Source organism: Streptomyces sp. CB01881 (genome assembly GCF_002953255.1).
Lineage (GTDB): Bacteria > Actinomycetota > Actinomycetes > Streptomycetales > Streptomycetaceae > Kitasatospora.
Window position 1 is genome coordinate 9,481,753 of record NZ_CP026498.1, and the last position, 26,834, is coordinate 9,508,586.

23 protein-coding genes and 2 pseudogenes are annotated in these 26,834 nt (G+C 73.5%); 4 read left to right on the plus strand and 21 right to left on the minus strand.

Annotated elements, in window-relative coordinates; genetic code table 11:
• Position 1 precedes the first annotated feature (1 nt).
• Together C2142_RS31015 and C2142_RS31020 are read left to right on the plus strand one after the other, a co-directional pair.
• On the plus strand, positions 2 to 970 hold the full coding sequence (locus C2142_RS31015) for a DNA-3-methyladenine glycosylase (RefSeq protein WP_148646144.1): 969 nt from the start codon (positions 2 to 4) through the stop codon (positions 968 to 970).
• Positions 971 to 1,020: 50 nt separating this feature from the next.
• Complete coding sequence (locus C2142_RS31020; protein WP_148646145.1) at positions 1,021 to 1,716, plus strand: response regulator transcription factor; 696 nt, start codon at positions 1,021 to 1,023, stop codon at positions 1,714 to 1,716.
• Between the two features lie 159 nt (positions 1,717 to 1,875).
• Here C2142_RS31020 and C2142_RS31025 read toward each other — a convergent pair whose 3' ends face one another.
• From C2142_RS31025 to C2142_RS31045, 5 genes are all read right to left on the minus strand, one after another.
• A complete protein-coding gene (locus C2142_RS31025) occupies positions 1,876 to 2,349 on the minus strand; it encodes a hypothetical protein (protein WP_148646146.1) in 474 nt (157 codons plus the stop codon).
• Positions 2,350 to 2,738: 389 nt separating this feature from the next.
• Entirely contained in the window at positions 2,739 to 2,984 is a 246-nt protein-coding gene (locus C2142_RS31030) for a hypothetical protein (protein ID WP_148646147.1), read from the minus strand.
• Positions 2,981 to 4,135: an inorganic phosphate transporter gene (locus tag C2142_RS31035; RefSeq protein WP_148646148.1), complete on the minus strand. Its 1,155-nt coding sequence runs from the start codon at positions 4,133 to 4,135 to the stop codon at positions 2,981 to 2,983. The genes C2142_RS31030 and C2142_RS31035 overlap by 4 nt, the downstream gene beginning before the upstream one ends.
• A gap of 289 nt (positions 4,136 to 4,424) precedes the next feature.
• Positions 4,425 to 5,198 carry a hypothetical protein gene (locus tag C2142_RS31040; protein ID WP_148646149.1) on the minus strand — a complete coding sequence of 258 codons (774 nt, stop codon included), beginning with the start codon at positions 5,196 to 5,198 and terminating at the stop codon, positions 4,425 to 4,427.
• A 233-nt stretch (positions 5,199 to 5,431) separates the two neighbouring features.
• Positions 5,432 to 7,285 carry a serine/threonine-protein kinase gene (locus C2142_RS31045; protein WP_194235824.1) on the minus strand — a complete coding sequence of 618 codons (1,854 nt, stop codon included), beginning with the start codon at positions 7,283 to 7,285 and terminating at the stop codon, positions 5,432 to 5,434.
• A gap of 320 nt (positions 7,286 to 7,605) precedes the next feature.
• On the opposite strand from C2142_RS31045, the pseudogene C2142_RS31050 reads away from it, so the two are divergent.
• Positions 7,606 to 7,902, plus strand: a pseudogene (locus tag C2142_RS31050) (AAA family ATPase); the annotation flags it as partial.
• A 215-nt stretch (positions 7,903 to 8,117) separates the two neighbouring features.
• Here the strand turns inward: C2142_RS31050 and hypE are convergent.
• From hypE to C2142_RS31120, 14 genes are all read right to left on the minus strand, one after another.
• Complete coding sequence (hypE, locus tag C2142_RS31055; protein WP_148646653.1) at positions 8,118 to 9,185, minus strand: hydrogenase expression/formation protein HypE; 1,068 nt, start codon at positions 9,183 to 9,185, stop codon at positions 8,118 to 8,120.
• 10 nt (positions 9,186 to 9,195) lie between these two features.
• Complete coding sequence (gene hypD, locus C2142_RS31060) at positions 9,196 to 10,320, minus strand: hydrogenase formation protein HypD (protein WP_148646150.1); 1,125 nt, start codon at positions 10,318 to 10,320, stop codon at positions 9,196 to 9,198.
• On the minus strand, positions 10,317 to 10,637 hold the full coding sequence (locus tag C2142_RS31065; protein ID WP_148646151.1) for a HypC/HybG/HupF family hydrogenase formation chaperone: 321 nt from the start codon (positions 10,635 to 10,637) through the stop codon (positions 10,317 to 10,319). The genes hypD and C2142_RS31065 overlap by 4 nt, the downstream gene beginning before the upstream one ends.
• A 6-nt stretch (positions 10,638 to 10,643) precedes the next feature.
• Positions 10,644 to 12,959, minus strand: a complete 2,316-nt coding sequence (gene hypF, locus C2142_RS31070; protein ID WP_148646152.1) for a carbamoyltransferase HypF — start codon at positions 12,957 to 12,959, stop codon at positions 10,644 to 10,646.
• Complete coding sequence (gene hypB / locus C2142_RS31075) at positions 12,956 to 13,720, minus strand: hydrogenase nickel incorporation protein HypB (RefSeq protein WP_148646153.1); 765 nt, start codon at positions 13,718 to 13,720, stop codon at positions 12,956 to 12,958. The genes hypF and hypB overlap by 4 nt, the downstream gene beginning before the upstream one ends.
• A gap of 29 nt (positions 13,721 to 13,749) precedes the next feature.
• Positions 13,750 to 14,130 (minus strand): hydrogenase maturation nickel metallochaperone HypA, encoded by a 381-nt coding sequence (locus tag C2142_RS31080; protein WP_148646154.1) that lies wholly within the window; start codon positions 14,128 to 14,130, stop codon positions 13,750 to 13,752.
• 214 nt (positions 14,131 to 14,344) lie between these two features.
• A complete protein-coding gene (locus tag C2142_RS31085; RefSeq protein ID WP_148646155.1) occupies positions 14,345 to 14,851 on the minus strand; it encodes a hydrogenase maturation protease in 507 nt (168 codons plus the stop codon).
• A gap of 141 nt (positions 14,852 to 14,992) precedes the next feature.
• Positions 14,993 to 16,363: a hypothetical protein gene (locus C2142_RS31090; protein WP_148646156.1), complete on the minus strand. Its 1,371-nt coding sequence runs from the start codon at positions 16,361 to 16,363 to the stop codon at positions 14,993 to 14,995.
• The gene (locus C2142_RS31095) at positions 16,360 to 17,031 is read right to left on the minus strand and encodes a DUF6084 family protein (protein ID WP_148646157.1); all 672 of its coding nucleotides are present in this window, start codon (positions 17,029 to 17,031) and stop codon (positions 16,360 to 16,362) included. The genes C2142_RS31090 and C2142_RS31095 overlap by 4 nt, the downstream gene beginning before the upstream one ends.
• Entirely contained in the window at positions 17,028 to 17,639 is a 612-nt protein-coding gene (locus C2142_RS31100; protein ID WP_148646654.1) for a DUF5947 family protein, read from the minus strand. The genes C2142_RS31095 and C2142_RS31100 overlap by 4 nt, the downstream gene beginning before the upstream one ends.
• Positions 17,640 to 17,671: 32 nt before the next feature.
• A complete protein-coding gene (locus tag C2142_RS31105) occupies positions 17,672 to 18,139 on the minus strand; it encodes a thioredoxin (RefSeq protein ID WP_148646158.1) in 468 nt (155 codons plus the stop codon).
• Entirely contained in the window at positions 18,136 to 19,920 is a 1,785-nt protein-coding gene (locus tag C2142_RS31110; protein ID WP_148646159.1) for a nickel-dependent hydrogenase large subunit, read from the minus strand. Before C2142_RS31110 ends, C2142_RS31105 begins: the two co-directional genes overlap by 4 nt.
• Positions 19,921 to 20,043: 123 nt before the next feature.
• Positions 20,044 to 21,090: a hydrogenase expression protein HypE gene (locus C2142_RS31115; RefSeq protein WP_148646160.1), complete on the minus strand. Its 1,047-nt coding sequence runs from the start codon at positions 21,088 to 21,090 to the stop codon at positions 20,044 to 20,046.
• Positions 21,091 to 21,223: 133 nt separating this feature from the next.
• Positions 21,224 to 22,915 (minus strand): enoyl-CoA hydratase-related protein, encoded by a 1,692-nt coding sequence (locus tag C2142_RS31120; RefSeq protein ID WP_148646161.1) that lies wholly within the window; start codon positions 22,913 to 22,915, stop codon positions 21,224 to 21,226.
• Positions 22,916 to 23,168: 253 nt separating this feature from the next.
• Here C2142_RS31120 and C2142_RS31125 point away from each other — a divergent pair.
• Positions 23,169 to 23,474 (plus strand): annotated as a pseudogene (locus C2142_RS31125) (MFS transporter); the annotation flags it as partial.
• Positions 23,475 to 23,759: 285 nt separating this feature from the next.
• On the opposite strand, the gene C2142_RS31130 reads toward C2142_RS31125, so the two are convergent.
• The gene (locus C2142_RS31130) at positions 23,760 to 25,349 is read right to left on the minus strand and encodes an alpha/beta fold hydrolase (RefSeq protein ID WP_241002883.1); all 1,590 of its coding nucleotides are present in this window, start codon (positions 25,347 to 25,349) and stop codon (positions 23,760 to 23,762) included.
• Positions 25,346 to 26,596, minus strand: coding sequence for an alpha/beta fold hydrolase (locus tag C2142_RS31135; RefSeq protein ID WP_241002884.1), 1,251 nt, complete (start codon positions 26,594 to 26,596; stop codon positions 25,346 to 25,348). Before C2142_RS31135 ends, C2142_RS31130 begins: the two co-directional genes overlap by 4 nt.
• Between the last annotated feature and the right edge of the window lie 238 nt (positions 26,597 to 26,834).

Genomic DNA, 26,834 nt, shown 5'->3' on the forward strand with positions numbered 1-26,834 from the left:
CGTGAGCGCCGTCTCCCTCACCCCCACCGGGCCCTTCTCGCTCGCGGCCGCCATCCGGTTCCTGGAGGGCTTCACTCCCGCGAGCCACACTCAGGCCGCTGACGGGATCCTCCGTCTGGCCTTCCCCGCCGACGACGCGGTATCCGTCGTCGCGGCCACCGTCCGACAAGAGGTGGGGGCAGACGGCGCCACCGGCACGGTCCAGGCCGAATTCACGGTCTACCCCGACACCCCGCCCCGGACACAGGCGTTGACCGCCGGACATGCGGCCGGCCCAGCCGCACCGGCCCAGATCGCCCGCATCCTCTCCCTTGACACCGACGGCACCGCATTCCCCACCCTGGCCGCGGACCCGGTGGTGGCCGGACTCCTGGCGGACTACCCGGGACTGCGCCCGGTCTGCTTCCACTCGCCCTACGAAGCCGCCGCCTGGGCCCTCATCGGCCACCGCATCCGCATGACCCAGGCAGCCGGCATCAAGGCCGGCATCGCCCGTCGGCACGGACCTCGCATGGACATCGCAGGCCAGACCCTGTATGCCTTCCCCACCCCCGCCGCCCTGCGCACCATCACCCACGTGCCAGGGCTGACCGGCCTCAAGATCCAACGACTGCACGCGCTGGCCGAAGCGGCCCTCGCCGGGCACCTCGACGCGGCCCGCCTGCGCGCCCTGCCCGCCGACCAGGCCCTCGCCGAACTGCGCGCCCTCCCTGGCATCGGCCCCTTCTCCGCCGAGCTCGTCCTCATCCGGGGAGCAGGACACCCCGACGTCTTCCCCGGCCACGAACCACGCCTCCACCGGGCAATCGCCACCGCATACGGGCTCGGCACCGCCGCCACCGACGTCACCCGACTGGCCGAGATCGCCGACCGGTGGAAGCCGTACCGCAGTTGGGTCGCTCTCCTGCTGCGCGCCCGCGCCCAGGGCATGGCGGGCCGTCCGGCCTGCCCTGCGTCGAGCCGGAGGTGACGGCCCTCGCCGACCGCGGTTCAAGCACGTTCGACAAGAAAGCCAGTGGCGTGTGCGCACATGTTCTCGTCGTGGAGGCCGACGCCCTACAGGCCGGTCTCCTGCACCGGCTGCTCCTTCAGGAAGGTCACACCGCCGTCGTGACCCGGAACGGCCGGGCGGCGATCGACGCGGCCAGGAGCCGCAGGCCCGACCTGATCGTCCTGGAGCTGACACTCCCCGACATCGACGGCCTACGGGTCTGCCGTGCGCTGCGACGCGACGACGACGTTCCCGTCCTCATGCTCACCGCGCGCTCCACCGAGGAGGACATTCTGCTCGGCCTCGACCACGGCGCGGACGACTACGTCATCAAGCCGTACAGCCCACGGGAGCTGATGGCCCGTATCCGCTCGGTGCTGCGCCGCGCGCCGCGCGCCGCGGGCGGCTCCGCCCTGCTACGGGCAGGCGGCATCACCGTCGATCCCGTACGACATCTGGTGACCTGCGACGACGCCCCGGTGTCATGCACGCCCGGCGAGTTCGCCATCCTGCAGGCCATGGCCGCAGAACCCGATCGGGTCTTCACTCGCCGCCAGTTACTTCTGCACACCGGCGGCGGCGACCGCATCTCCACCGAACGCGCCATCGACGTACACATCATGAACCTGCGCAGGAAGATCGAACCCGACCCCCGCACACCCGTCCGGCTGCTGACGGTCTTCGGTACCGGCTACCGACTCACCGGCCACCGCCATGCCGGCTAACCAGATCCTCCGAACATGAACGGTTCGGATGGGCTCAGACCGGGCTGGTCGTCGCCCGCGAGAGCTCGGCAACGCCGCCCCCGCACTCGTGCGAACTCACCGGCGAGCCTGCGGCCGAGATGAGGAACGGCACTCTCCTCGGCCGCAGGCGGCGGAGTCCTACCAGTTGAGGTTCAGTTCAGGGCTCTCCGCCTTGTCCTTCTCGGCTCCCATGCACTTCAGGTGCAGCACCGTGCGGTAGTTGCCGCGGACGCCGCCGGCGGGCGCGTTGTAGACGACGTGACCCGACGCCGAGCGCGGGGTCTCCCACTTGCTTCCGCCGTTCGGGCCGGTGTACGAGATGTACAGCTGACACGGCGCCAACTGCATGACCGGCGTGACGTAGGCGTCGGGGTACACGCTCGCCCCGCTCGCGCTGATGCAGGTGCGGACGTCCAGGATGGTCCGCAGGGCGTGCGGGATGGGGCTGCTCGGGTCCTGCATGGACGCGACGAGCCGGTTGTTGGCGCACCCACCGCCGCTGCTGTTGGTCGCGGCCATCGCGGTACCCGGCATCGCCGCGACCGCTCCGGCCGACATCAGCAGCGCGGCCACCACGTGACCGGACCTGCGTATCACCTTGCTGTTCATCATCGGAACCTCCCATGAGTCATGAGCCATCCGGCGGAGACCCGCGAATCTCGCGGCTTCGCATGCCGCCCGCGCCGCGCCGGGGGCGCGCGGCGCGGGCGGCATAGGAAGAGCATCGCGAACGGATGTCAGGAAGTTGTCAGGTCGCCACGAAGAGCCGGCCCGTGGTACCTGGCCATCGCCGAAGCCCCCCGACGCGGCCGCTCCACCCGGACAGCGTCCGGCGCATCCGCCCCGCGCACGAGCTGAGCACGCGGAGGTCGCCGCCCGACCGGCGGCCGGGGACGGTCGGGGCAGGTCGAAGCCGGGAGAGGAGAGCGCCTCCTCCGCGGCCTGCGCTGCGCCGGCGGCGGGCAGGGTCGCGCCTTCGACGGCGGCGGGGTGACGGGTGGTCAGCTGTGGTTGACGATGACGGAGATGCCCCAGCCGATCGCCGCGAGCACCACCGCGAAGCACAGTCCGGCCAGGGTGTAGCCGACCGGCCCGGCGGTCGGCCGGTCGGCGGCGGGCTCGCCGGCCGGGGTGGGCGGGTTGAGCAGGCGCAGGCCGACGGCGAACAGCGCGGGCAGACCGGCACCGGCGAGCAGGCCGACCACGACGATCTTCCACAGCGCGTTCAGGTTGATCCAGGAGTTCACGAGGCCACCTCGTCCTTGGCGGACGTCGGGACCACCGATCCCGTCCACGCGGCGTTGACGTTCTCCGGTGTCACGGCCGCGCGGCGGGAGGCGGCGAAGAAGGCGATCGAGGCCAGCACCAGCACGATGAAGATCACCACCACGCCGGTCGTCCCGCCGATCCCGTTCGCGACCCAGTAGGCGAGCGCGCCGACCACCGCGGAGGCCGGCAGGGTGAACAGCCAGGCCGTCACCAACCGGCGGGCGATGTGCCAGCGCACCTCGGCGCCCTTCTTCCCGACCCCCGATCCCACGATCGACCCGGTGGCCACGTGGGTGGTGGAGAGCGAGTAGCCGAAGTCGGTGGAGGAGAGGATCACGGCGGCCGAAGCCGACTCGCCGGCCATCCCCTGCGGCGACTCGATCTCCACCAGTCCCTTGCCCAGTGTCCGGATCACCCGCCAGCCGCCGACGTAGGTGCCCAGGGCGATCGCCAGCGCGCAGGAGGTGATCACCCAGGTCGGCGCGCTCGCCCCGGTCGGCAGGGAGCCGTTGGCGATCAGGGCCAGGGTGATGACGCCCATGGTCTTCTGGGCGTCGTTGGTGCCGTGGGCGAGCGAGACCATGGAGGCCGAGCCGACCTGGCCGAGCCGGAAGCCGTGCCTGCGCGGGCGTTCGGGCACGCCCCGGGTGAGGCGGTAGACCAGGAGGGTGCCGACCGCGGCCACCGCGCCGGCGATGAACGGCGACAGCGCGGCGGGCACGATCACCTTGGACACCAGGCCCTGCCACTTGACGGCCGAGGCGCCCGCCGCCGCCATCGTCGCCCCGACCACCCCGCCGATCAGCGCGTGCGAGGAACTGGAGGGGATCCCGAGGAACCAGGTGGTCAGGTTCCACAGGATGCCGCCGGCCAGGCCCGCGCAGACCACCGTCAGGGTCACGTCGTGGCTGTTGACCAGTCCGCTGGCGATGGTCGCCGCGACGGCGGTCGACAGGAACGCGCCGACCAGGTTCAGCACCGCCGAGACGGCGACCGCGACCCGTGGAGGGAGAGCGCCTGTGACGATCGAGGTCGCCATCGCATTGCCGGTGTCGTGGAAGCCGTTGGTGAAGTCGAAGCCCAGCGCCGTGGCGACCACCAGCACCAGGACCGCGTCGTTGCCGCTCACGGGCCCGAACCTAGCCCGTGGGTCACGCAGGCCCGGGTCTGCGACGACCCGGCGCGCCGGGCGGCGAAAGGCCCGCCATCCGATCGGACCAACACCGTGGCGGCTGGTACCGCCCCACCGGACGGAGGGGGCCGCGCGGGTGCGGCGCCTCGCCCCCCGGTCGCGGCTCTCCGACGGGCCGCCCTCCTGCGTGGCCACCCCGGAGTTCGTGGCCACCCCGAGCCGGGCCACACCTCCTGGTGCACCCCGCTGAACGCCGCCGGCCCGGGCTACCGGGTCAAGGCCCTCCTCAGGCCGGGTACCGGATCGAGCCCAGCGGCGGGCAGGGGACGAGCGTGGTCCCGGCGCCGGGGCGTTCGACGAAAGCCCGGGCCTCGGCGGCCTGCCGCCGCCGGGTGTCCAGCTCGTCGGCGTGCCAGGCGTCGTACCTGGCGCGGGGGTGGTCATCCCACGAGCCGTCGATGAGACTGAGGCTGGTGTTGCCGGAGCTGCGCTGGAACTCCGCCTTCACGGCGGCCTGTTGGAGCGCGGTCTGGACCGCGGCAAGATCGATGCGGGTGATCAGGACGCCGAGGGTGTTCGGTTCGCGGGTGGGCATGGGCGCCTGCGGGAGCAGGGACACCCCGGTGTCGAGGCGGCCGATGTTGTCGACGGTCGCGCTCTGGGCCTCCCTCACCGTGATCTGCATTTCCTGGTGCAGCCAGAAGAACTCGTCGAGGTCCGCCTGGGTGATGCGCATCCGCTGGTACAGGGCCCGGAAGCGGGGATCGTGGTGCAGCGGGCGTACGGGGGCGACGTGGAGCGCCACGCAGTCGTTGTAGCCGGCCGCCACCGCGGCGTCGAGGTGGAAGATCGCCTCCTCCGCCTGTCCGCGTGCGATGGCCAGGTCGCCGAGGCCCACGTGGCCCGCGGCGACGAGCCACGTGCCCTCGGGGCCGAGCGCCGTGGCACGCGCGACGACGTCGTGGAGGCCCGCGGTGCCCACCGCGGCGGGGCCCTTGGTCAGGAACGCCACCAGCAGTTCGTGAACGCGGGCGACCAGTGAGTTGACGGTGTCGACCATGGATCTCCTCGGACCTCGGCGGTGAAAAGCGGAAGGGGTGTTGAGTCTCGGCAGCCCCTGTGGAGATGACGGGTGGAAAGAGTGAACGGTTCCCGCTCGTCCGCGCTGATGACGTCCCCTCACGGACGTCGCCCGGCCCCGACGGCGGGGTGCGGCTCGACGTCGCCCGCCCGTCGCGGCCTGCCACTGCCCGCTCCCCGGAGCCCTGTCGGTCGGGAGGAGGACCCCGCGCCTCAGCCCCTCCTCTGCAGCACCATGTACTGGTCCGGCTTGAGCAGGTCCATGCTGTAGTGGAGCGTGCCGTCCGGCTGCATCGTGACCAGGCGGTAGATCGACCGGTCGGCACCGAGGCACGTGTCACCGGGTGAGGAGCCGGTCGCCCGGGACGCGTAGGAGACCCGGCTCTCGTCGGCTTCGGTGAGCGTCCACGCGCCTTCGCACCAGGTGCCGGTCTTCGGCGTCTCGGCGCGGATCCTGCTCTTCTCCTCACTCGGCGCCGACTGGACGATCGTGAGCGTGACGGTGGTGACGTCCCCGTTGGCGGCCTTGCGCTCGCCGACCCACGTCCCGAGGAACTTCGCGGGGATGATGCCCGGCCCGGCGTCCGTGGGGGCCGCGCTGGGCGCGGGGCTGTCGTCGGCCGGATCGGAACCGTCGCCGGTCGGCTCGGGCTTCTTCGAAGCCGGGGCGGCGGACGCCGTCCTGCCCCCGGCCGGGGCGCTCTGCCCGGGGTTCGACGCGGTGGCCTTCCCGTCGTTCTCCCGTAGCCGCTCGATCAGCAGGTATCCGCCGCCCAGCAGCAGGACGACGGCCAGCACGGCCGCCAGCGCGCCGTACCCCCGCCGGTCGCGCGGCCGCGGTGGGTACGGCCCGTAGCCCGGCACCGTGGCCCCTGCCGACGGCGCCGGGACCGGCGTCGGAACCGGGGTCGGCGTGTACGGTCCGACCGGCCCGACGGGCCCTGCGGTCGGCGGGCCGAAACCCGGCGGGACCGGCGGCCCGAACCCGGGAGCCCCGGGCGCACCACCGCCCGGTACGGCCTTCGCCGCCTCGGCCGCCCGCGCCGCCCTCGCCGCCTCGGCAACCGTCCGTCCCCCGGTGGAAACCCGGGTTCCGGCCGCCGTCCGCGGAGCCGGCGCAGCAGCCCCGCCCCCCGTGGCCGTCGCCTCCCCGGACTCCCGCTCCCCCTCCAGGTCCAGCAGCTGCACGGCACTGCGCCCGACCGCCGCCGCCAGCGCCGCCGGCAGCCAGTCCCCGTGCCCCAGCCGGGCGGCGGCCGCACCGTCGCCGTCCAGCCGTTCCCGCAGCCGTCCGGGCGTCGGGCGGGCGGACGGGTCCTTGGCCAGGCAGTCACGGACGAGGGAGTGCAGCGGGCCGTCCAGCCCGGAGAGGTCGGGCTCCTCGTGCAGCACTCGGTAGAGCAGGACGGGCGCGCTCACCCCGGAGCCGAACGGCATCGTGCCCGTCGCCGCGTACGCGAGCACCGCGCCGAGCGAGAAGACGTCGCTGGCCGGCCCGGCGGGCAGCCCGTTCGCCTGCTCCGGCGACATGAAGCCCGGCGAGCCGATCACCTGGCCGGACTGGGTGAGCGCGGTGGTGGTGTCCAGTGCGCGGGCGATGCCGAAGTCGATCAGCCGCGGCCCGTCCAGGGTCAGCAGCACGTTCGACGGCTTGACGTCCCGGTGCACCAGCCCGAGGCCGTGCACATGGGTGAGCGCCTCGGCGAGGCCGACGCCGAGGGTTCGAACGGCCGGCTCGGGCAGTGGCCCGAACTCCCGTACGGCGGTGGCGAGCGCGGGTCCGGCGACGTAGCCGGTGGCCACCCAGAGGTGCCCGCCCTCGATGTCCGCGTCCAGGACCGGTGCCGTCCAGGTACCGCCGACCCTCCGGGCGGCCGCCACCTCCTGACGGAACCGGGCCCGGAACTCGGAGTCCCCGGTCAGGTCGCGACGGACCACCTTGACGGCGACGGTCCGCCCGCCCGTGGTCCGGCCGAGGTAGACCCGGCCCATCCCACCCTCTCCGAGCTGCCGCAGCAACCGGTAGTCGCCCACCTGCCGCGGATCGTCCGCTGCCAGCGGCTCCATGCCCACGCTCCCCTCGACGCCCGGCGCGGCCGTTCCCGCCACACGCGTCCGGAACAGACGCTATCGGTCCGGGACCACCCGCGGGACGGGATCACGGTCACGGAATTATCGTCAGATGATCACACGGTTCACAGCCAGGCCCTGCCGACGTCATGTCAGCCCACCGTCCCCACAGCCTCCTCGCGGCCTTCCCGCGGCGTCCCCTCAGCCCCACCGCGCTGCTGTGGTTCCCCCTGGCCGTCCGGCGCCCGAGCCGGCCCGGGATCCGCTCGGGCCGCAGCTCAGGCAAGCCTTGTGGCGCGGTTGTGAAGATCGCTAGCATGCCCGGAGCGGCCTCGGGGAGCGCCGGAGAGGGGCGAACCGTGTCAGAGCTGCCGGCGTTACCCGGGCGGGACGACGAACGCGCCGCGCTGACCCGGGCCCTGGACGAGCTCGGTGCGGGCCGCGGCGTGGTGCTAGAACTCGCGGCCGATCCCGGCCTCGGCAAGACGAGCCTGCTCAACCTGCTCGCCCGGCTGGCCGCCGAACGCGGTGCCACCGTCCTGCGGGCCCGGGCCGAGGGGGCCGACGCCAAGCCGTACCAGGTGTTCCGCGACGCCTGGGACCGCGACGCCCGGGCGCACGACACCACCGGGCCCGGGCCCGGCCCCGTCTCCTGGGACACCGGCGCCGACCGCGACCTCGTCCGTGCCCTCCGGGACCACTGCGACAGCCGGCCGACCGCCCCGGTGGCGGCCCTGATGACGGGCGGCGCCCTGCCCGGCCGGCCCGAGGCGAACCGGGCGGGGCGCCGACGGCAGCACTCGCCGTCGGCGCCCCGCCCGGAACGACGTCAGCAGATCCGCGGCAGCTGCTCGCCCATCGGCAGGTCGACCACCCGGGTGCCGCCGAAGCCGGTGCGGGCGACGACCATCCCGGGGTGGTCCACGACGCACTCGCCGATCACCACCGCCTCCGCGCCCAGCGGGTGGGCACGCATCGCGGCGAGGACGGCGTCCGCCTCGCCACGCGGGACGAAGGCGACGAGCTTGCCCTCGTTGGCGATGTACATCGGGTCCAGGCCCAGGACGGCGCAGGCGTTGGCCACCGGATCCGGGACGGGGACGGCGCGTTCGCTCAGCACCACGCCCACCCCGGCCGCCATCGCGATCTCGTTGAGCGAGGCCGCCAGGCCACCCCGGGTGGGGTCGCGCAGCACGTGCAGGTCGGGAGTGGCGGCGAGCATCGCCTCGACCAGGCCGCCGAGCGCCGCACTGTCGCTGCGCACCTCGACACCGAACTCCAGGCCCTCCCGGACGCTCATGATGGCGACCCCGTGCAGCCCGATCGGCCCGCTGACGATCACCACGTCGCCGGGGACGGCCCGCTGCGGCCGGATGTCGACCCCGGCCGGCACCAGGCCGATGCCGGCCGTGTTCAGGTAGACGCCGTCCCCGTGCCCGGCCTCCACCACCTTGGTGTCCCCGGTGGCCACCTCGACCCCGGCGGTGCGGGCGGCGGCGCCGAGCGCCCGGGCGACCCGGTCCACCACGGCCATCTCCACCCCCTCCTCCAGGATGAAGCCGCAGGACAGGTAGGCCGCCCGGGCCCCGCTCATGGCGAGGTCGTTGACCGTGCCGTTGACCGCGAGGTCGCCGATGCAGCCGCCGGGGAAGAACAGCGGCCGCACCACGTAGGAGTCGGTGGAGAAGGCGAGCCGGGCGCCGCCCAGCTCCAGTACGGCGGAGTCGCCGAGCCCCGCCAGCGCCGGGCCGCCGAACGCGGGCGCGAAGAGGTTCTCGACCAGCTCGGCGGACATCGCCCCGCCGCCCCCGTGCCCCAGCACCACCCGGGGGTGGTCGCGCAGCGGCAGCGGGCAGCTCCAGCCGGAGAAGTCGGGCGCGGCCGAGGGTTCCACCAGCGTCTCGATGTCAGCCAACGGGACTCGCCTCCTGGGGCACGGCCGGCGTGCTGAGCCGCCGGTAGAGGTAGTAGGCGGCGCAGGCCCCCTCGCTGGAGACCATGGTGGCGCCGAGCGGCGTGCGCGGGGTGCAGACGGTGCCGAAGGCCTCGCACTGGTGGGGTTTCAGCAACCCCTGCAGCACCTCGCCGGCCCGGCACTCGGCCGGTTCCCTGGTGGCGATCCCCGCGACGTCGAAGCGGTGCTCGGCGTCGTGGTCCCGGTAACGGGGCGAGAGCCGCCAGCCGCTCTGCGGGATGACGCCGATGCCGCGCCAGGGGCGGTCGGTCACCTCGAAGACGTCCTCCAGCATCGCGCGGGCCGCCGGGTTGCCCTCCGGCCGGACGGCGCGCGGGTAGGCGTTGTCGACGGTGTGCTCGCCACGCTCCAACTGCCGTACGGTCCGTCGGATGCCCTCCAGGATGTCCAGCGGCTCGAAGCCGGTGACGACGATCGGCACCCGGTGGCGTTCCGCGAGCGCCGGGTACTCGGTGGTGCCCATGACGCTGCACACGTGCCCGGCGGCGAGGAAGCCCTGGACCCGGCAGTCCGGCGAGTCCATGATCGCGTCGATGGCCGGCGGCACCCGCACGTGCGAGACCAGCATGCTGAAGTTGCGCAGGCCCTGCTCCCTGGCCAGGTGGACGGCCATGGCGTTGGGCGGGGCGGTGGTCTCGAAGCCGATGCCGAAGAAGACGACCTCCCGGTCCGGGTGCTCCCGGGCGATCCGCAGGGCGTCGAGCGGCGAGTACACCACCCGGACGTCGCCGTCCTCGCCGCGGACGCGGAACAGGTCCCGGTCGGTGCCGGGCACCCGCAGCATGTCCCCGAAGGAGCAGAAGATCACCTCCGGCCGGGCGGCGATCGCCAGCGCCCGGTCGATCACCTCCAACGGGGTGACGCAGACCGGGCAACCCGGCCCGTGGATCAACTCCACCTCCTCCGGAAGGAGTTGGTCGATGGCGTGCCGGATGATGCTGTGCGTCTGCCCGCCGCACACCTCCATCAGCGCCCACGGCCGGGTGACCGTCGCCCTGATGTCGGCGAGCAGCCCCTCGGCCAGCTCGGGGTTGCGGAACTCCTCCAGGTACTTCACCGTCCGGCCTCCTCGGCCCCTCGTTCCACCCCTACCGCCCCGGCTGCCCCGGCCGCCTGCGCCGCCTCCCAGGGGTCGCCGAACTCCTCCTGCAGCAGCCCGAGTTCCTCGAAGAGCCCAAGGGTCCGCCGGGCCGACTCCTCGTCCAGCCGCTGGAGGGCGAAGCCCACGTGGACGATCGCGTAGTCCCCCACCTCAAGGTCGGGCAGGTACTCCAGGCACACGTCCTTGACCACCCCGCCGAAGTCCATGACCGCCATCCGGGTCCCGTCGCGTTCCTCGATCTCCGTCACCCTGCCGGGCACCGCCAGACACATCCGCTCTCACTCCTCCCGGGTGGCCGACCGGGCGGCCACCATCAGCTGGCCGAGCGCCAGCCCTCCGTCGTTGGGCGGCACCCGGCGGTGCCGCAACACGGTGAAACCGTCCTCCCAGAGGCCGCGCGCGCAGCCCGAGGAGAGCAGCGCATTGGCGAAGACGCCGCCGCTGAGGGCCACCGTGGTGGTGCCGTGGCGCTCCCGGACGGCCGCGCAGATCCGCCGGACCAGGTCGGCCACCGCGGTGTGGAAGCGCGCGGCGACCAGCCCGGCGCAGGCGCCCGCGGTCATGTCCGCCACGACCCCGGCCAGCACCGGCCCGGGGTCGGCGGTCCAGCCGTCCTCCCGGGGCAGCAGCCCGAACCCGTAGCCCGCCGCCGGGCCGAACCCGGCGGCCGCCGCCTCCAGTTCGATCGCTGCCTGGGCCTCGTACCCGGCCCGGTGGCAGACCCCCGCGAGCGAGGACACCGCGTCGAACAGCCGCCCCATGCTGGAGGTCGGCACGCAGTTCAGCCCGCGCTCCAACTGTCGTTCCAGTGCCTTGAGTTCGCCTTCGGGGCAGGCCTCGACCGGCGGCAGTCCGGGCGCCCAGGGCAGCCCGGCCGCCCGCAGGTGCGCAAGCGCCGTCCGGTACGGGCGCTCGACGGCGGCGTCCCCGCCCGGCAGCGGCACGTACCCGAGGTGGGCGAGGCGCCGGAACCCGTCGTAGTCGGCCAGCAGCACCTCCCCTCCCCAGATCGCGCCGTCCTCCCCGTAGCCGGTGCCGTCGAAGGCCACCCCGAGCACCGGCCGGCCGCCGTCCAGTCCGTGTTCGGCCATCACCGCGGCGATGTGGGCGTGGTGGTGCTGCACCCGGTGCACCGGCCGGCCGGCGGCCGTCCGCTCGGCGTGCCGGACCGAGCGGTAGCCGGGGTGCCGGTCGGCGACGAGCAGGTCGGGGCGCACCCCGCTGACCATGCCGAGCTGCTCGACCGCGCGGTCGAAGGCGCGCAGTGTGGCCAGGTCGTCCATGTCGCCGATGTGCCCGGACAGCCAGGCGTAGCCGTCCCGGGCCAGCGCGAAGGTGTTCTTCAGGTCGCCGCCGACCGCCAGCACGGGACGGACGGGTACCGGCAGCGGGAGCGGCAGCGGGGCGTACCCGCGCGAGCGGCGCAGCGGCAGCTGCTCGCCGTCCACCACCCGCACCACGGAGTCCTCGCAGGGCACGTGGATCGGCCGGTCGTGGCGGAGCCAGCCGTCGACCAGCGGGGCGAGTCTGGTCAGCGCCTCCTGGTCGTCGGTGACGATCGGCTCGCCGGAGAGGTTGGCGCTGGTCATCACCAGGAGGTCCGGCCCTGGGGCGGCGAGCAGCAGGTGGTGCAGCGGTGTGTACGGGAGCATCACTCCGAGGTCGGGGCTGCCGGGGGCGACCGCCGGGAGTTGCGCGGCGGACCCACCGGGGCGGCGCAGCAGGACGATCGGCCGGACCGCTCCGGTGAGCAGTTCCCGCTCGACCGGGCCGACCGGCAACAGTCCCTCGACGGTGGTGAGGTGACGGGCCATCAGGGCGAACGGCTTGTCGCCGCGCCGCTTGCGCCGGCGCAGCAGGGCGACGGCCCGGGCGTCGCGCGCGTCGCAGGCGAGGTGGTAGCCGCCGAGGCCCTTGACGGCGAGGACCGCCCCGTCGGCCAGCAGTCGGCGGGCCTGCGTCAGCGCTTCCTCCCCGTCCGCATCGGCCCGGCCGGGGACGGTCAGCGCGAGGCGCGGACCGCAGGCGTGGCAGGCGACGGGTTGGGCGTGGAAGCGGCGGTCGGCGGGGTCGGTGTACTCCCGGGCGCAGTCCGCGCACATCGGGAAGCCCGCCATGGTGGTGTTGGCCCGGTCGTACGGCAGGCCGGTCACGATGGTGTGCCGGGGGCCGCAGTTGGTGCAGCTGATGAAGGGGTGCCGGTGGCGCCGGTCGGCCGGGTCGGCGAGCTCGGCCAGGCAGTCGGCGCAGACGGCGACGTCGGGCGGGATCAAGGTGGCGCGGGGGCCGTCGGCCCGGGACGGGGTGATGGTGAAGCCGGTGGCGCCGGTGGCGGCGAGCGGCGCGTGCTCGACCGAGGCGACCTGGGCGAGCGGCGGTGCGTCGCTGGCCACCCGTCGGCAGAAGGCGTCGAGTGCGTCCCGGTTGCCCTCGACCTCGGCCAGCACGCCCTCGCCGGTGTTGGTGACGCTGCCGGCCAGCCCGAGTTCGCCGGCCAGGGTGAAGACGAACGGCCGGAAGCCGACCCCCTGGACGAGGCCGCGGACGGCGACCCGCCGCCGCTCGCGGTCGAGTCCCGGGTGGCCGGCCGTCACCGGGGCGCCCGCACCGAGTCGTGGTGGTGACCGCCGTCGTGGTGACCACTGTCGTGGTGGTGACCGCCGCCGTGGTGGGCCGCCATCACCGGCCGGTGCACCCCGGCGCCGTCCAGTACGGCCAGGGCGCGCTCCAGCAGCGCTCCGACGCCGTCGCCGGTGCGGGCCGAGGTGTGCAGCACCTCCACCCCGGGGTTGACGCGCTGGACGTTCGCCAGGAACGCCGCCTCGTCGAACTCGGCGGGCGCGGCGAGGTCCGCCTTGGTCACCAGCACCAGGTTGGCCAGCCCGAACGCGGTCGGGTACTTGAGCGGCTTGTCCTCGCCCTCGGTCACCGAGGCCAGCACCACCCGCAACGATTCACCGAGGTCGTAGGAGGCCGGACAGACCAGGTTGCCGACGTTCTCCACGAACAGCAGCCGGCAGTCCTGCGGCAGCCAGCCGTCCAGGTGCCCCGCGAGCATCCGCGCCTCCAGGTGGCAGAGCCCGTCGGTGAGCACCTGCTTCACGGGCGCGCCGGAACGGGCCAGCCGCAGCGCGTCGTTCTCGGTGGCGAGGTCGGCGGTCAGCGCGGCGACCGGCACACCGCGCTGCCGGGCCAGCCCCAACTCGGCCTCCAGCAGGGCGGTTTTGCCGCTGCCCGGGCTGGACAGCAGGTTCACCGCCACCGTCCCCCGGGCGGTCAGAGCCGCCCGCAGTTCGCGGGCGCTGTCGTCGTTGCGGGCGAGGACCGCCTGGCGGAGGTCGACCGTCTGACACATCGCGTCAGCCTTTCTGTTCGGCCCGGACGTCACAGCGCCGGGGCGTGTCCGGAAGACTCTTCCTGAGCCCACTCGACGTCGAGGATCTGGAGCTCGCGCCCGGACAGCAGCTCGACGCCGCCGCCCCCGGAGCAGTTCGGGCAGCCGAGGTCCGGCGGCATGCCGACGGGCCATTCGACGGCGCAGGGCGCGCACCGGGCCCGCGCCACGACCGGCTCGGTGACCAGCGCCGCGCCCTCCACCAGCGTTCCGGCGCAGGCCAGTTCGAAGCAGAAGTCGAGCGCCTCGGGAACGACCCCGGCCAACTCGCCCACCTGCAGCCGCACCCGCGCCACCCCGGGAACCCCGTGCTGGCGCGCGGCCTCGTCCACCTGCTCGACGACGGCGGCGGCGATCGACATCTCGTGCATCGGTCCCTTCCCGGGGCGGACGGCAACGGGCCCCATTACAGGCCGCAGTGGCGGCCACGGCTCGAAGCCGCGCCGCCACTGCGCCCGGGGCTGCACCGTTCGCAGCAATCCGGGCCTCACATCCGCGAGATCTTCAGGTACCGCCTGATGTCCGGCAGGCTCTGCCAGACCAGCGCGCCGATCCCCGCCAGCAGGGCCGCGCAGAACAGTTTCCTCACCATGGTGTCGTCTCCCTCTCCAATTGCGTGGCCTCGTCCACGACGCGCAGGACCACGTGAACCGCCTCCTCGACGGCGGCGGCGACGGGCTCGCTCAGCCCGATTCCCTCCTCCAGTGACGCCGGCTCGCAGCCGACCACCAGCACCCGCCCGGGCGGCTCGCCGCCGGTGCCGGCGGCGAGCGTGGCGAGCAGCCCGAGCACGGCGTCCGGCCCCATCCGGTGCCCGTCCAGCACCGGCGCCTCCAACGGCTCGGCGGCCGCCTCGATGAGGTAGACCGTGCCGGGCACCCCGCCGCGGCAGGTGGCGTCGACCAGGACGGCGGTCCGGTAGCCGTCGAGCAGCCGGTACGCCAGGTCCACGCCGCGCACGCCGACGTCGACAATCTCGACGCCGTCCGGCAGCGGGTGGGCACGGATCCGCCGGACGGTCTCGACCCCGAACCCGTCGTCGCCGAGGAAGATGTTGCCCACCCCGGCGACCAGCACCTTGTTCCCACTCATGCGCCCACCTCGCTTCGCTCCCCGGGCGCTTCGCGCAACGCACACCTGCCGATGACTCGCTCGCTCCGCTCACTCATGTGCCCACCTCGCTTCCCCCGCCGGGCGCCTCGCACAACGCACACCTCTCGACGGCGCGCTCGCTCACGACTCCTCCAGCGGGGTCACCTCGTCGGGCTGGAAGTAGCGGAAGCGTCCCTGCGCCCGCCACAGGTCCGCGCCCGGGTCGTCCTCCACGGTGACGGCCAGGTGCACCGAGCCGTCGACGTCGTGCAGCACCGCCTCCACGACGCCGGTGCGCCCGTCCAGGAAGAGGTCCTGGGCGTCGGTGCGCCGCCGTCCTGGTCTCAGCAGCACCCGGCTGCCGGCGCCGACCGGGTGGCCGTCGACCAGCACCCGGTCCCGCTCGGGGTCGACCTGCGGGTCGTTGCCCGGGTCCCACCAGGGCTGCTCCGCGTCGCCGGCGCCGCCGGTGACCTCGCGCAGCCCGCGGATGGCGCCGTGCAGGCGTTCCAGCACCTCGGGCGGCATGGTCTCGGCCAGGTCGATCACGGCCCCGGCCCGCTCGTCGGTGCCCCGGGCCTCCCGTTTCTCGTCCTCGGTCAGGGCCGCCGTCCGCAGCGCCAGGATCTCGTCGATCTCGGTGGCGTCGTAGAGGGTGCCGAGGCTCTCCGGGGCGATCCGCGGGTGGTCCTCCAGGATGATCGGCGAGGACAGCATCACCTGGTGCCCGCTGTCCGGTCCGGCCAGGACGGGCCAGGTGCGCTCGTTGCGGCACCGCTCGACGGCCGGCCGGGCCCACTCGGGCGGGTCGGTGACCGACAGGAAGCCGCCGCGTTCCAGTCCGAGCAGCAGGTGGGCGGAGACCAGGGAGCGCGGCAGCGCCTCCTCGCGGCCGGCGCGCCGGTGCGGGGTCCACGCGGAGGTGTTCTCCACCACCGCCGTCAGGCGCTGTGCCTGGTACGGGCCGGGCAGCTCCTCGACCCTCAACCGCACCATGCCGTCGACCCGTTCGCGCCGCCGCACCAGCCGTCCGACGGGCGTGCCGTGCTCGTGCAGCAGCTCCGTCGTGCCGACGCCCGGCAGCCGGAACCCCCGCTGCACTCCTTCGCCGCTCAATTCCTCGACCGGCAGCAGGAGTTCGATCCGCTCCTCGACGCCCTCGTCCCATTCGACGAGCACCCGGTCGGCCAGCTCCAGCCGCTCCACGGGCTCGAACCCGCCGGTGGCGGTGGCCCGTTCGACGGTTCGCCGTTGAACGCGCAGGAAGCGCAGCTCGACCGCCAGCCGGTCGCCCCGGCGCGCCTCCATCACGCACTCGGTGCGCTGGTGGGAGTGCTCGCCGCCCTGCAGGGTGTACTCGGGCGGCACCAGGACGCCGAACTGCCAGCGCAACCGGTTCTTGGCCGCCGACGCGCGGTACGGGTAGAGCACGTAGCCCTCCAGCAGTACCGCGTCGGCGATCTGCCGGGCGGCCGTGAAGCCGCGCTCGATCCCGTCGGGGAAGGCGCTCACCGGACGCCCTCCTCGACCGCCGCCGCGAGCAGTTCGCGCACGGTCGCCTCCCAGGAGGGCAGGGCCCGCCGGGAGCGGTAGGCCACCAGGTCGTCCATCACGTCGCCGGGCAGGCGGAGCCAGCCGCAGCCGGGGAAGTGCTGGTCGATCGCCTCCCGCCACACCCGTACCGGCATCCGCACCCGGGCTTCCTTGTCCCAGGGCACCGGGGTGACCTGGAAGCCGCCGGGGCCGGCGAAGGCGGTGCCGGAGAAGAGCAGCAGCAGCGGCACCTCGCCGCCGTCCAGCGCCCGGAAGTAGCGGGCGGAGGCCACCTCCAGGTCGTAGCTGCACGGCACCGTCAGGTCGGCCTCGGTCTCCCCGTCGAAGCCGGGCACCAGCAGCGGCACGGTGGCGAACTGGATCGGGTTGAGCGTGGAGGCCCAGCGCTCCCGTTCGCCGAACAGGTCGGTCAGCCGGCCGCCCTCGGCGGCGGCGTACGACCGGCGGCCCGGTTCGATCCGCAGCTGGCACTGGAGGGCGAGGGCGTGCACCCGGGTGTCGGCCGGCGCCGTGATCCGCAGCCGGAACACCAGGGTCGGCGCGGCCGCGTACGGGTCGGAGCGCACGCCGGTGCAGGTGAAGCCGAGGGCGCACCTCTCGATGGTTCGCTCACTCCGTTCACTCATGCCGTCACCTCCGCGCGCAGCGGGCGGGCCCGGGCGGCCAACCGTCCGAAGAACGCGTCGAGTTCGGCCCGCGCCTCGGCCCCGCCGTCGAAGCCGTGCCAGCACTTCCGCAGTCGGCCGACCAGCTCGTAGCAGACGTCGATCGGCACCAGGAAGCACGCGACGTTCCGGTCGGTGCGGCGCAGCAGCAGCGCCTCGACGTCCGGTTCCAGGGCTGCGGCCAGCCGGCTGGCGCCGAGGGCGCGTTCCCAGGCCTCCTCGTCCACCTCGCTCTCGGTGGCGCCGGCCGGCCCGGGGTAGAAGGCGAGCAGCCGGTCCAGGGCGGCGTTGCGGAACAGGAACGCCGTGCCGACCGGGATTCCGAGTACCGACCAGGCCCGTTCGTCCAACCCGCTCTCCGGGTCGGCGAGGTAGCGGTCCGGTACGGTGCGGAAGCGGCCGCCGGCCGCGCCCGGCTGCTGGAACAGCAGGCTGCAGGCGGTACAGGTGCAGGCCAGGGCGCGTTCCTCGACGTCCACCAGGTGCCGGTGGCCGGCGGGCAGGTCCCGGCCGCAGAACGCGCACCGCTCGGGCCGCGGCGGTGCCGGCTCGCGCAGCCGGCGCAGCAGGACGGTCCCGTCGCGGGAGACCCGGCGGGTGTTCACCGGGCCTCCGCGGGCTGCGGAGGGCGGGTGGCGATCTGGAGCAGCTGCGGGGCGCGCTCCAGCTCCAGGGCCGTCACCTCCGGCGCGTGGCAGGCGAGTGCCGCCTCGACGTCCTGCTCCCCGCAGCCGCAGCCGGAGGCGGTGCGGCGCAGCCGCAGGGTGCCGGTGTCCGGTTCGAAGCCGAGCACCTCGATCCGCTCGGGAAGGTTGGCGAGCGCCCGGTCGATCCGGGCGGTCACGTCCTCGGGGTGCAGGTCGTGCAGGAGCAGCAGCCCGGCCACCGCGGGGTCGTCGAGCATCTGCTCCAGGGCGGGCGGGGGCAGGGCCGGGACGAGCCTGGCCAGGCCCTCGCCGTAGAACTCCATGAGGTCGCGGACGAGTTGCTCGCCCGCGTGCTCGGCGCCGCTGCCGGCCAGGGCGTCCAGGGCTTCCTGGATCCGCAGCCCGGTCTGTTCGGCCGTCATGCGGTGAGCCCGCTCAGGCCGGTGGGCACGTGCATGGTCTGCAGGGTGCGCCCGCCGATGTACATGTGCACGCCGCAGGGCAGGCAGGGGTCGAAGCTGCGCACCGCGCGCATGATGTCGATGCCCTTGAAGTTCTCCGGGGAGTTCTCCTCGAAGATCGGCGTGTTCTGCACCGCGTCCTCGTACGGTCCCGGCGTGCCGTAGCTGTCGCGGACGCTGGCGTTCCACGGGGTGGGCGGGTAGGGGTGGTAGTTGGCGATCTTGCCGTCGCGGATCACCATGTGGTGCGAGAGCACGCCGCGCACGGCCTCGGTGAAGCCGCAGCCGATCGACTCGTCCGGCACCTCGAAGCGCTCCCAGGTCTGGCTGCGCCCGGCGCGGACCTCGTCGAGCGCCTTCTCGGCGAAGTGCAGGGCGGCGGCGGCCGCGTAGGCCTGGAAGTAGGTGCGGGCCCGGTTGCGCTCGATGGCGTTGCTCCACTGCGGGATCTTCCACTCGAAGGTGACCTCGGGCTTGGTCATCGAGCGGGGCAGGTTGATCTGGACGCTGTGGCCGGTGGCCTTGACGTAGCCGATGTCGACCAGCCCGGACAGGGCGGTGGACCACAGCCGCGCGAGGGGGCCGCCGCCGGTGTCGAGGGCGAGGTGGTCCTTGCCGTCGAACCAGCGCGGGGACATCACCCAGCTGTACTTGTCGTCGAAGTTGCGCTTCTGCGGCTGCGGGATGGTGTGCTGGTTCCACGGGTGGCGGGGGTCGACCGGGTTGCCCAGCGGGTCGTGGGTGACGAAGAGCTCCTTGCCCTGCCAGTCCTCGTAGTAGGAGCTGCCGAGCAGGATCCGGATGCCGAGGTTGATCTGCGTCAGGTCGTTGGTGACGAGCTTGCCGTCGACGACGACACCGGGGGTGACGAACATCCTGCGGCCCCAGTCCGTCATGTTGCGGTACGTGAAGTCGCAGTGGTCCGGGTCGTTGAGGCTGCCCCAGCAGCCGAGCAGGACCCGCCGGCGGCCGACCTCCTCGTAGCCGGGCAGGGCCTGGTAGAAGAAGTCGAAGAGGTCGTCGTGCAGCGGCACGACCTTCTTCATGAACTCGACGTAGCGCATCAGCCGGGTCAGGTAGTCGGTGAACAGCTGCACCGTCGCCACCGTGCCGACGCCGCCCGGGTAGAGCGTGGAGGGGTGCACGTGGCGGCCCTCCATCAGGCAGAACATCTCCCGGGTGTAGCGGCTGACCTGGAGCGCCTCGCGGTAGAACTCGCCCTCGATCGGGTTGAGCGAGCGCATGATGTCGGCGATCGTCTTGTAGCCGTGGTCGCCGGCGTGCGGGGCCTCGGTGCGCTCGGCCAGTTCCAGGACGCCCGGGTTGGTCTCGCGGACCATCTTCTCGCAGTAGTCGACCCCGACCAGGTTCTCCTGGAAGATGTTGTGGTCGAACATGTACTCCGCGGCCTCGCCGAGGTTGATGATCCACTCGCCCAGGTGCGGGGGCTTCACGCCGTACGCCATGTTCTGGGTGTAGACCGAACAGGTGGCGTGGTTGTCGCCGCAGATCCCGCAGATCCGGCTGGTGATGAAGTGCGCGTCGCGCGGGTCCTTGCCGCGCATGAAGACGCTGTAGCCGCGGAAGACCGAGGAGGTGCTGTAGCACTCCGCGACCCTCTTCTGCTTGAAGTCGATCTTCGTGTGGATGCCGAGGCTGCCCACGATCCGGGTGATCGGGTCCCAGGACATCTCCGTCAGGCCGCTGCCGTCGCCGGCCGCCCTGGTCGTCGGTGTTGCCATCGTGTCTGCGTGTCCTTGTCTAGGGGGGTCTACGAGGTCTACGGGTCTACGGGGTCTACGGGGTCTACGAGCGGGGCGGAGGCCGACGGGGCCGCACACCGGTCGGTGTGCGGCCCTCGCCTGTCACCAGGGCGGGCGGTAGCCCGTGGTCAGGTGGCGGCCGGTGCGGCGCCACTTCGGTTCCTTGTCGACGGTCTTCCGGGTGATCGTGCGCAGCCGCCGGATCAGCGATCCGTACGCGGTGCTGGCACCGGAGGAGACCCGCGAGCCGGGCGGCGGGTCCATGAAGGGCATGAACTTGTCCGGGAAGCCCGGCATGGTGCAGGCGATGCAGATGCCGCCCACGTTCGGACAGCCGCCGACGCCGTTGATCCAGCCACGCTTGGCGACGTTGCACTTGACGACCGGACCCCAGCAGCCGAGCCGCACCAGGCACTCGGGCGTGCCGTAGTCGGTGGCGAACTGGCCCTGCTCGTAGTAGCCGCCGCGGTCGCAGCCCTCGTGCACGGTGGCGCCGAACAGCCAGGCGGGCCGCAGCTTGTCGTCGAGCGGGATCATCGGCGCCGAGCCGGCCAACTGGTACAGCAGGTAGGTGAGCGTCTCGGCGAAGTTGTCGGGCTGGATCGGGCAGCCCGGCACGCAGACGATCGGCAGCCCGGCCTTGGACTTCCAGTCCCAGCCGAGGTAGTCCGGCACGCCCATCGCGCCGGTCGGGTTGCCGGCCATCGCGTGGATGCCGCCGTACGTGGCACAGGTACCGATCGCCACCACGGCGGTCGCCTTGGGGGCGAGCCGGTCCAGCCACTCACTGGTGGTGATGGGCTGGCCGGTGGCCGGATCGTCGCCGAAGCCGCACCAGTAGCCCTCCTTCTTGATCTTCTCGTTGGGAATGGACCCCTCGACGACCAGGACGAACGGTTCGACCTCGCCGCGGTCGGCCTTGAAGAACCACTCGACGAAGTTGTCCGCGCCCTGGACCGGGCCGCACTCGAAGTCGATCAGCGGCCAGTGCACCGCGACCTTCGGCAGGCCGGGCAGCGCGCCGGTGACGATCTCCTCGATGCTCGGCTGCATCGCGGCGGTCAGTGCGACGGAGTCGCCGTCGCAGCTGAGGCCGGCGTTGATCCAGAGAATGTGCACCACGTCGGTGTCGGTTGTTGCAGCACCCATGAGGATGCCTCCTCGGGGATGGGAGCCGGACGAAATGGCTCGAAGACAAGTCATAGCAACGGTTCGGATCGAACGCCGGTCCGGAAAGCCGAAGGGGTCACCCGGGCGCCGCAAGCGGGCGGGGCCGTTCGGGTCACATCCGCGCGGCGGACCCGGCGGGCGCGGGGCGCTTGCGCACGAACGCGGACCGCAGCGCGTGGTACGGCGATTCGGGGGTGAAGAACTGCCGGTGCATCACCGCGAGCTCCTCCTCCCGGTACGCCGCCAGCGGCTTGGCCCGCTCGTCGGCCTCGCGGGCGGCCTTCTTCGCCGCGATCCGGCGCTGGGCGGTGGGCGAGGCGGCGAGCAGCCCGGCCAGGCGGGCCGCATTCGGCCCGAACTCCTGCGGCCCGCAGTCGAGCACCCGGTCGACCAGGCCGATCCGCCCGGCGGCCGCCGCGGACACCGGCAGCGCCTGACGGGTCAGCCGTTCGGCCTCCGCCGCGCCCACCCGGCGCGGGAGGGTGTACGTCCAGTACTCCGAGCCGTACAGCCCCATCAACCGGTAGTGCGGGTTGAGAACGGAGCCGTGGCGGCACCACACCTCGTCCGCGGCCAGGGCCAGCATCACCCCGCCGGCCGCCGCGTTCCCCGCGACGGCGGCGACCACCAGCCGGTCGGTGGTGGTGAGGACCTCGGCGACCAGGTCGTCCATCGCCGTGATGTTGGCCCAGGACTCGGCGGCCTGGTCCGGCGCGGCCTCGATGACGTTGAGATGGATGCCGTTGGAGAAGAAGTCCCGGCCGCCGCCGAGCACCAGCACCGAGGTCGGGCGGGCGGCGGCGAAACGGTACGCCTCCAGCAACCGCCGGCAGTGGTCGGTGGACATCGCCCCGCCCGGGAACGAGAACCGCAGGAAGCCCACCGGGCCGTCCTCCCGGTAGCGGATGTCCGACCACGCGGCGCCCTCCCTCCCGCCCGGCATCAGCGGCACCGGCACCTCCGGGACGGGCGGCAGCAGGGCGCCGAGCGCCGTCACGGCCGGGAGTTTGAAGGTCGCGGGCCCGCCGGGTGTACGGCGGCGGCGGAGTTCGGGGATCCACACTGCGCCGTCCGGGGTAGCGCGGCACACCGCGCCGGCGCGGGTGGCGAGCAGTTCGCCCGGACGGCCGCGCAGCACCGGCTCGCGGTGCCCGCCGTGCAGGTACCACTCGCCGCCGCACAGCGCGTCGAGCACCCCGGGTTGGGAGTCCGCCGCGCGGAGCCTGCGCAGCACCACCTCGGTGGAGTCGCCGGCCCAGTCGATCCGGCGCTCCTCCTGCCGCAGGAGGGGCCGGGTGCGCACCGTCTGCCGCCAGCCGGGGCCGTGCTGCGGCTGCGGCGCGTGGCAGCCCGAGGCGACCCGCTCCACGGCGAGCAGCGCGGCCGCGACGGCCGCGTCGGAGACCTCGTTGCGGTACAGGTCACTCTTGCCGCGCTCGGGCACCCGGCAGGGCGCCCACGCCCAGACCGGCCCGGCGTCCATCTCCGCCTCGGCCTGGAGCACCGTGACGCCCCACTCGGCCAGGCCGTCCTGGATCGCCCGGTCGAGGGAGGACGGGCCGCGGTCACCCGGCGGGCCGGGATGGACGATCAGGCAGGTGAGCTCCGACCAGACGTCCTGCGGGATCGCCGTCCGGAGCATCGGGGCGAGCAGCAGGTCCGGCCGCAGGCGGGCCACCGAGGCCCGCAACTCGTCGTCGTCACCAGCCAGTTGGACGTCCACGAGGTGCCGCCGCTCGCGCAGTTCGGCGTACAGCCGCTGGCTGAGGCTGTTGAACGCGCTGGCGAGGAGCAGGATCCGCATGTCCGCCTCCGACGATGTGGGCCTCCGGTAACCCGGCGATCATGGCCCCGCACCCGCCGCGCCCCCGCCCCGTCCGGCCCGCCGCGCCGCCCGTTCACCCGGGCGGCGGCGGGGCCGCGGGCGGCGGCGGCCCGCACGCCCGTACCGGCCGCGGACGGGGGCCGGCGACGAAGGTGCCGGTCCGCAGGCTCCGCCGGATCTCCCGCCCCGGCCGTGCCGGGACAGGAACTGCGCCGTGTGCACCGGCGGTCCGGGCGCCGCCGTCCTGCTGACGCTCTGGGGCGCGGCGTACGGCGCCGTACCGGCCTGCTCCCTCACCTGGTTCCTCGCCGCGGCCCCGCACGCCCCGGAGGCGGCCGGTGTGCTGTTCACCTCGTCCTTCCAGGCGACCCTGTCGATCGGTGCCCTGACCGGCGGCCTCGTGGTGGACCGCTCCTCCCCCGCCACCGTCATGGTGCTGGGGGGCGTCGCCCTCCTCGCTGCCGCCACCGTGTGGGGGTACGGCCACCGGGTCCGGCCCGAGCCGGCAGCCGGCTCGGAGCCCGGGGCCCGCCCCTGACGCCGAACGGACGCGGCCGTCCGGACCGGCCGGGAAAGTGTCGGGTGACCGGCCGACAACGCGGTCTCGACGATCAGCCGACACGGGGACTCCGGCGCCGCCCGACGCGGATCCCGCACCGGCGCAGGAGGCTCGATCACCGCCCACCGGGCATCCGTCGACGACGAGTCGCAGGAAGGCTTGCACGAGCAGACACACAGGGCGGCGGTGTTCGCGGACGGCTCGACCGCGAACACCGCCGCCGGTGCATCACGCCACGCGGTCGGTCAATCAGCCGGCACGTCCTCAGGCCCCGATCTCGAACTCGGGCGGCTCAAGACACGCGAGGCACTCCGTGTTCGGCGCGCTCGGAGTGTCGAAGAACGAGCGGGTGATCGACTGCGCGCACGGCGAGTCGGCGAAGACCACATGGGCGACGTAGGGGACGGTCACCTCGGTGGACCGGCTCAGCGTACGGGCGGCGTACGGCCCGCTGCTCGGTGCGGTCTGGGAGTCGAAACCGCCCGACAGGACGAGCGTCGGGATGTCGCTGCGCGTCACCTCCCGGACCGAGCGCGGCGCCGCGGGGACGTCCCAGGCGCGGCAGTCCGCGTGCAGCCAGGCGAGCAACGGAGCGTTGGCCAGCACCGAGTCGGGGAACGACGGGAACGCGCGCCGCCCCGCCTCAAGCACGTCGGCCTCGCTCTCGAACGGTGTCCACTCGCTGCAGAAGACGCCGAAGGCGAGCCCGTGGGAGACCCTTCCCATGGCCGCCGGATCGTACCTTCCCCCCGCCAGCTGTTCGGCGATCCGCTGCGGGTTGCCGTGGGCCAGTTCGTCGATGGAGCGGGGCACTCCGGCCGCCAGGTGGCTGGCGAAGGTCAGCCAGCCCACCAGGAGTCCGCCGTCCAGCACGACCTCCACCGGCTCCGGCCGGCCCGGGACGGTGACGGTGGTGGTGACCGGTCGGGCTTCGAGCTCACTGACGAGGCGCTCGAAGGTGGCCTTCAGGTCCGGGTAGTGGTCGTTGCAGGCGGGCTGGTCCGCGCAGGCCTTGAAGATGCCGTCGAAGCCCTCCCGTGCGGCCTTCCAGGTGACGGCTCCGCCGGCCAGCGACGGTGGCAGGACGCCGTCGATGCCGACCGACCGGAGGCCTTCCGGGTGCAGGCGCATGTAGAGGAGCGCCAGGTCGGTGCCGTAGGAGATGCCGAACACGTTCCACTGCTCGATGCCGAGCGCGACGCGCAGGTCGGCGTAGTCGGCGGCGCTCTCGGTGCTGTTGTACGCGCCGAGGTCGGCTCCGCGGTCCACCAGCCGGTCGCGGCAGGCCTGCGTCGCCTCGACGTGCAGGCGCCCGGTGGACGGCGCGCCGTAGACGAGGCCGAGGGAGTCCGCGTTGAACTGGTCGATGTTCGGGCAGGTGAGGGCCGGGTCGGCCGAGTAGGTCCCCCGCTGGGACATGAAGATCACGTCCCGGTCGTGGTTCAGGCCGCCGTTGACCGCCATCCGGATCTCGGAGTTCGCGTCGTCGCCGGGGCCGCCGGCGAGCCACACGATCGGGTCGGGCGCCCGCTTCTGCGTGGCCGGCACGATCGCGACCGCGAGGGTGATCCTCCGCCCCCTGGGGTGGGAACGGTTCTCGGGCACCGTGAGCGTTCCGCAGCGGGCCCCCTCCAGTTCGGGGGTCGGGTCCGCCGTCCGCGGGCAGGGGCCCGGCTCGAACCGGGCGTGGCCCGCCGTCCTGGCGACCGTGCCGAGTGGCTCTGCGGCACCGGCCTCGGCCTGGGCGGGCAGGGCGGCGAGGCCGGTGAGGAGGACACCGGCCGCGGCCCCGGCCAGCGTGGTCCGGAGCCGTCGTACGGTGCGACGGCGGTGGGGTGGGCGGACAGGCATCATGCGGTCTCCGGCTCAGGGGTGATGGTGAACGGTTTGGGCTCCAGCCCCGCCACGCAGGCGGTGTCGGGCGCGGTCGGGCGTGCGAGGAAGGAGGCCAGGACGCTCTGCGCGCAGGGCGACTGGGGCACGACGAAGTGGCCGATTCCCGGGATCAGCACGGTGGTCGAGCGGGACAGCGTCCGGGCCGTGTACGGGCCCCAGCTCGCCCCGGTCTTCGCGTCGAAGGTTCCGGAGACGACGAGCGCCGGCACGTCGCTGCGGGTGGCCACCCGCTGGACGGCGGTGCGGTCCGGGACGTTCCAGGCGCGGCAGACGTCGTGCTCGAAGGGCAGCTGCGGGGCCTGGGCCAGGACCGTGTCCGGCCATCCGGGGAAGGCCCGGCGCCCTGCCTGGAGCAGATCGGCCTCCGAGTATCCCGGCACCCATTCGCTGCAGGCCACCGACTGCGTCAGGCCGTGGGCGACCTCGCCGATGACGGGCGTCGCGCCGGCGGCCTGGGCGCGGGCGAAGCGCTCCGGATTCCCGTGCGCGAGTTCGTCGAGCGCAGCGGGGACGTCAACGGCCTTGACGGCGTTGGCGACCAGCAGGTTCACCAGCGCGCCCCCGTCGAGGACGACCCTCACCGGGCTGCCTCCTCCCGGAGGCTGCGCGCTCACCGTGAGGGGGTGCGCCTCCAGCCGCCGGACCTGCTCCGTCAGCGTGCGCGGGAGGTCCGGGTAGCGGTTCCTGCACAGGGGCTGGGCCGCGCACGCCGCGAAGATCGCGCCGATCCCCTCCCGGGCGCTGTCCCAGGTCCATGGCAGGCTCACGATCTGCGGGGGTACGACCGAGTCGATCGCCACCGAGCGGATCCCCTCGGGGTGCCGACGCAGGTAGGTGAGGGCCAGCTCGGTGCCGTAGGAGTACCCGTAGACGTTCCACCGCCCGATGCCCAGCGCCCTGCGCAGGTCCGCGAAGTCGGCGGCGTTCTCGGTGGTGTTGTAGGCGCTCAGCTCGACCCCGTCGGCCGTCAGCCGGTCACGGCACTCCTGGGCCGCGCGTACCAGGAGCCGCCCGGTCGACGGCGCGTCGTACCGCAGCCCCACGGCGGTCGCGTTGAACCGGTCGATCTCCGGACAGGCGAGGCTCGGCCGTGAGTGGAGCGTTCCCCGCTGCGCCATGACGATCAGTTCGTGGTCGCGGTTCACACCGGAATCGACCAGGAAGGGGATGCTCCCGAAGGCGTCGCCGCCGGGTCCCCCCTCCATGAACACCACCGGCTCCGCGGCCGGCCTCGCCGACACGGCCGGAATGACCGCCACGGCCAGCCGGATCGTCCGCCCGCCCCGCCCGCCGTGTTCGTGCGGCTCGCGGCTCTCGGGCACCTCCAGGAACCCGCACCGCCCGGGGACCGGCTCGGGCGTCTGCGGACAGGGACCGGGCACGAACCGCACCGGGGCCCCTGACAGGGGCTCACGGACGGGCGGTGACAGCGCACTGCTCGGC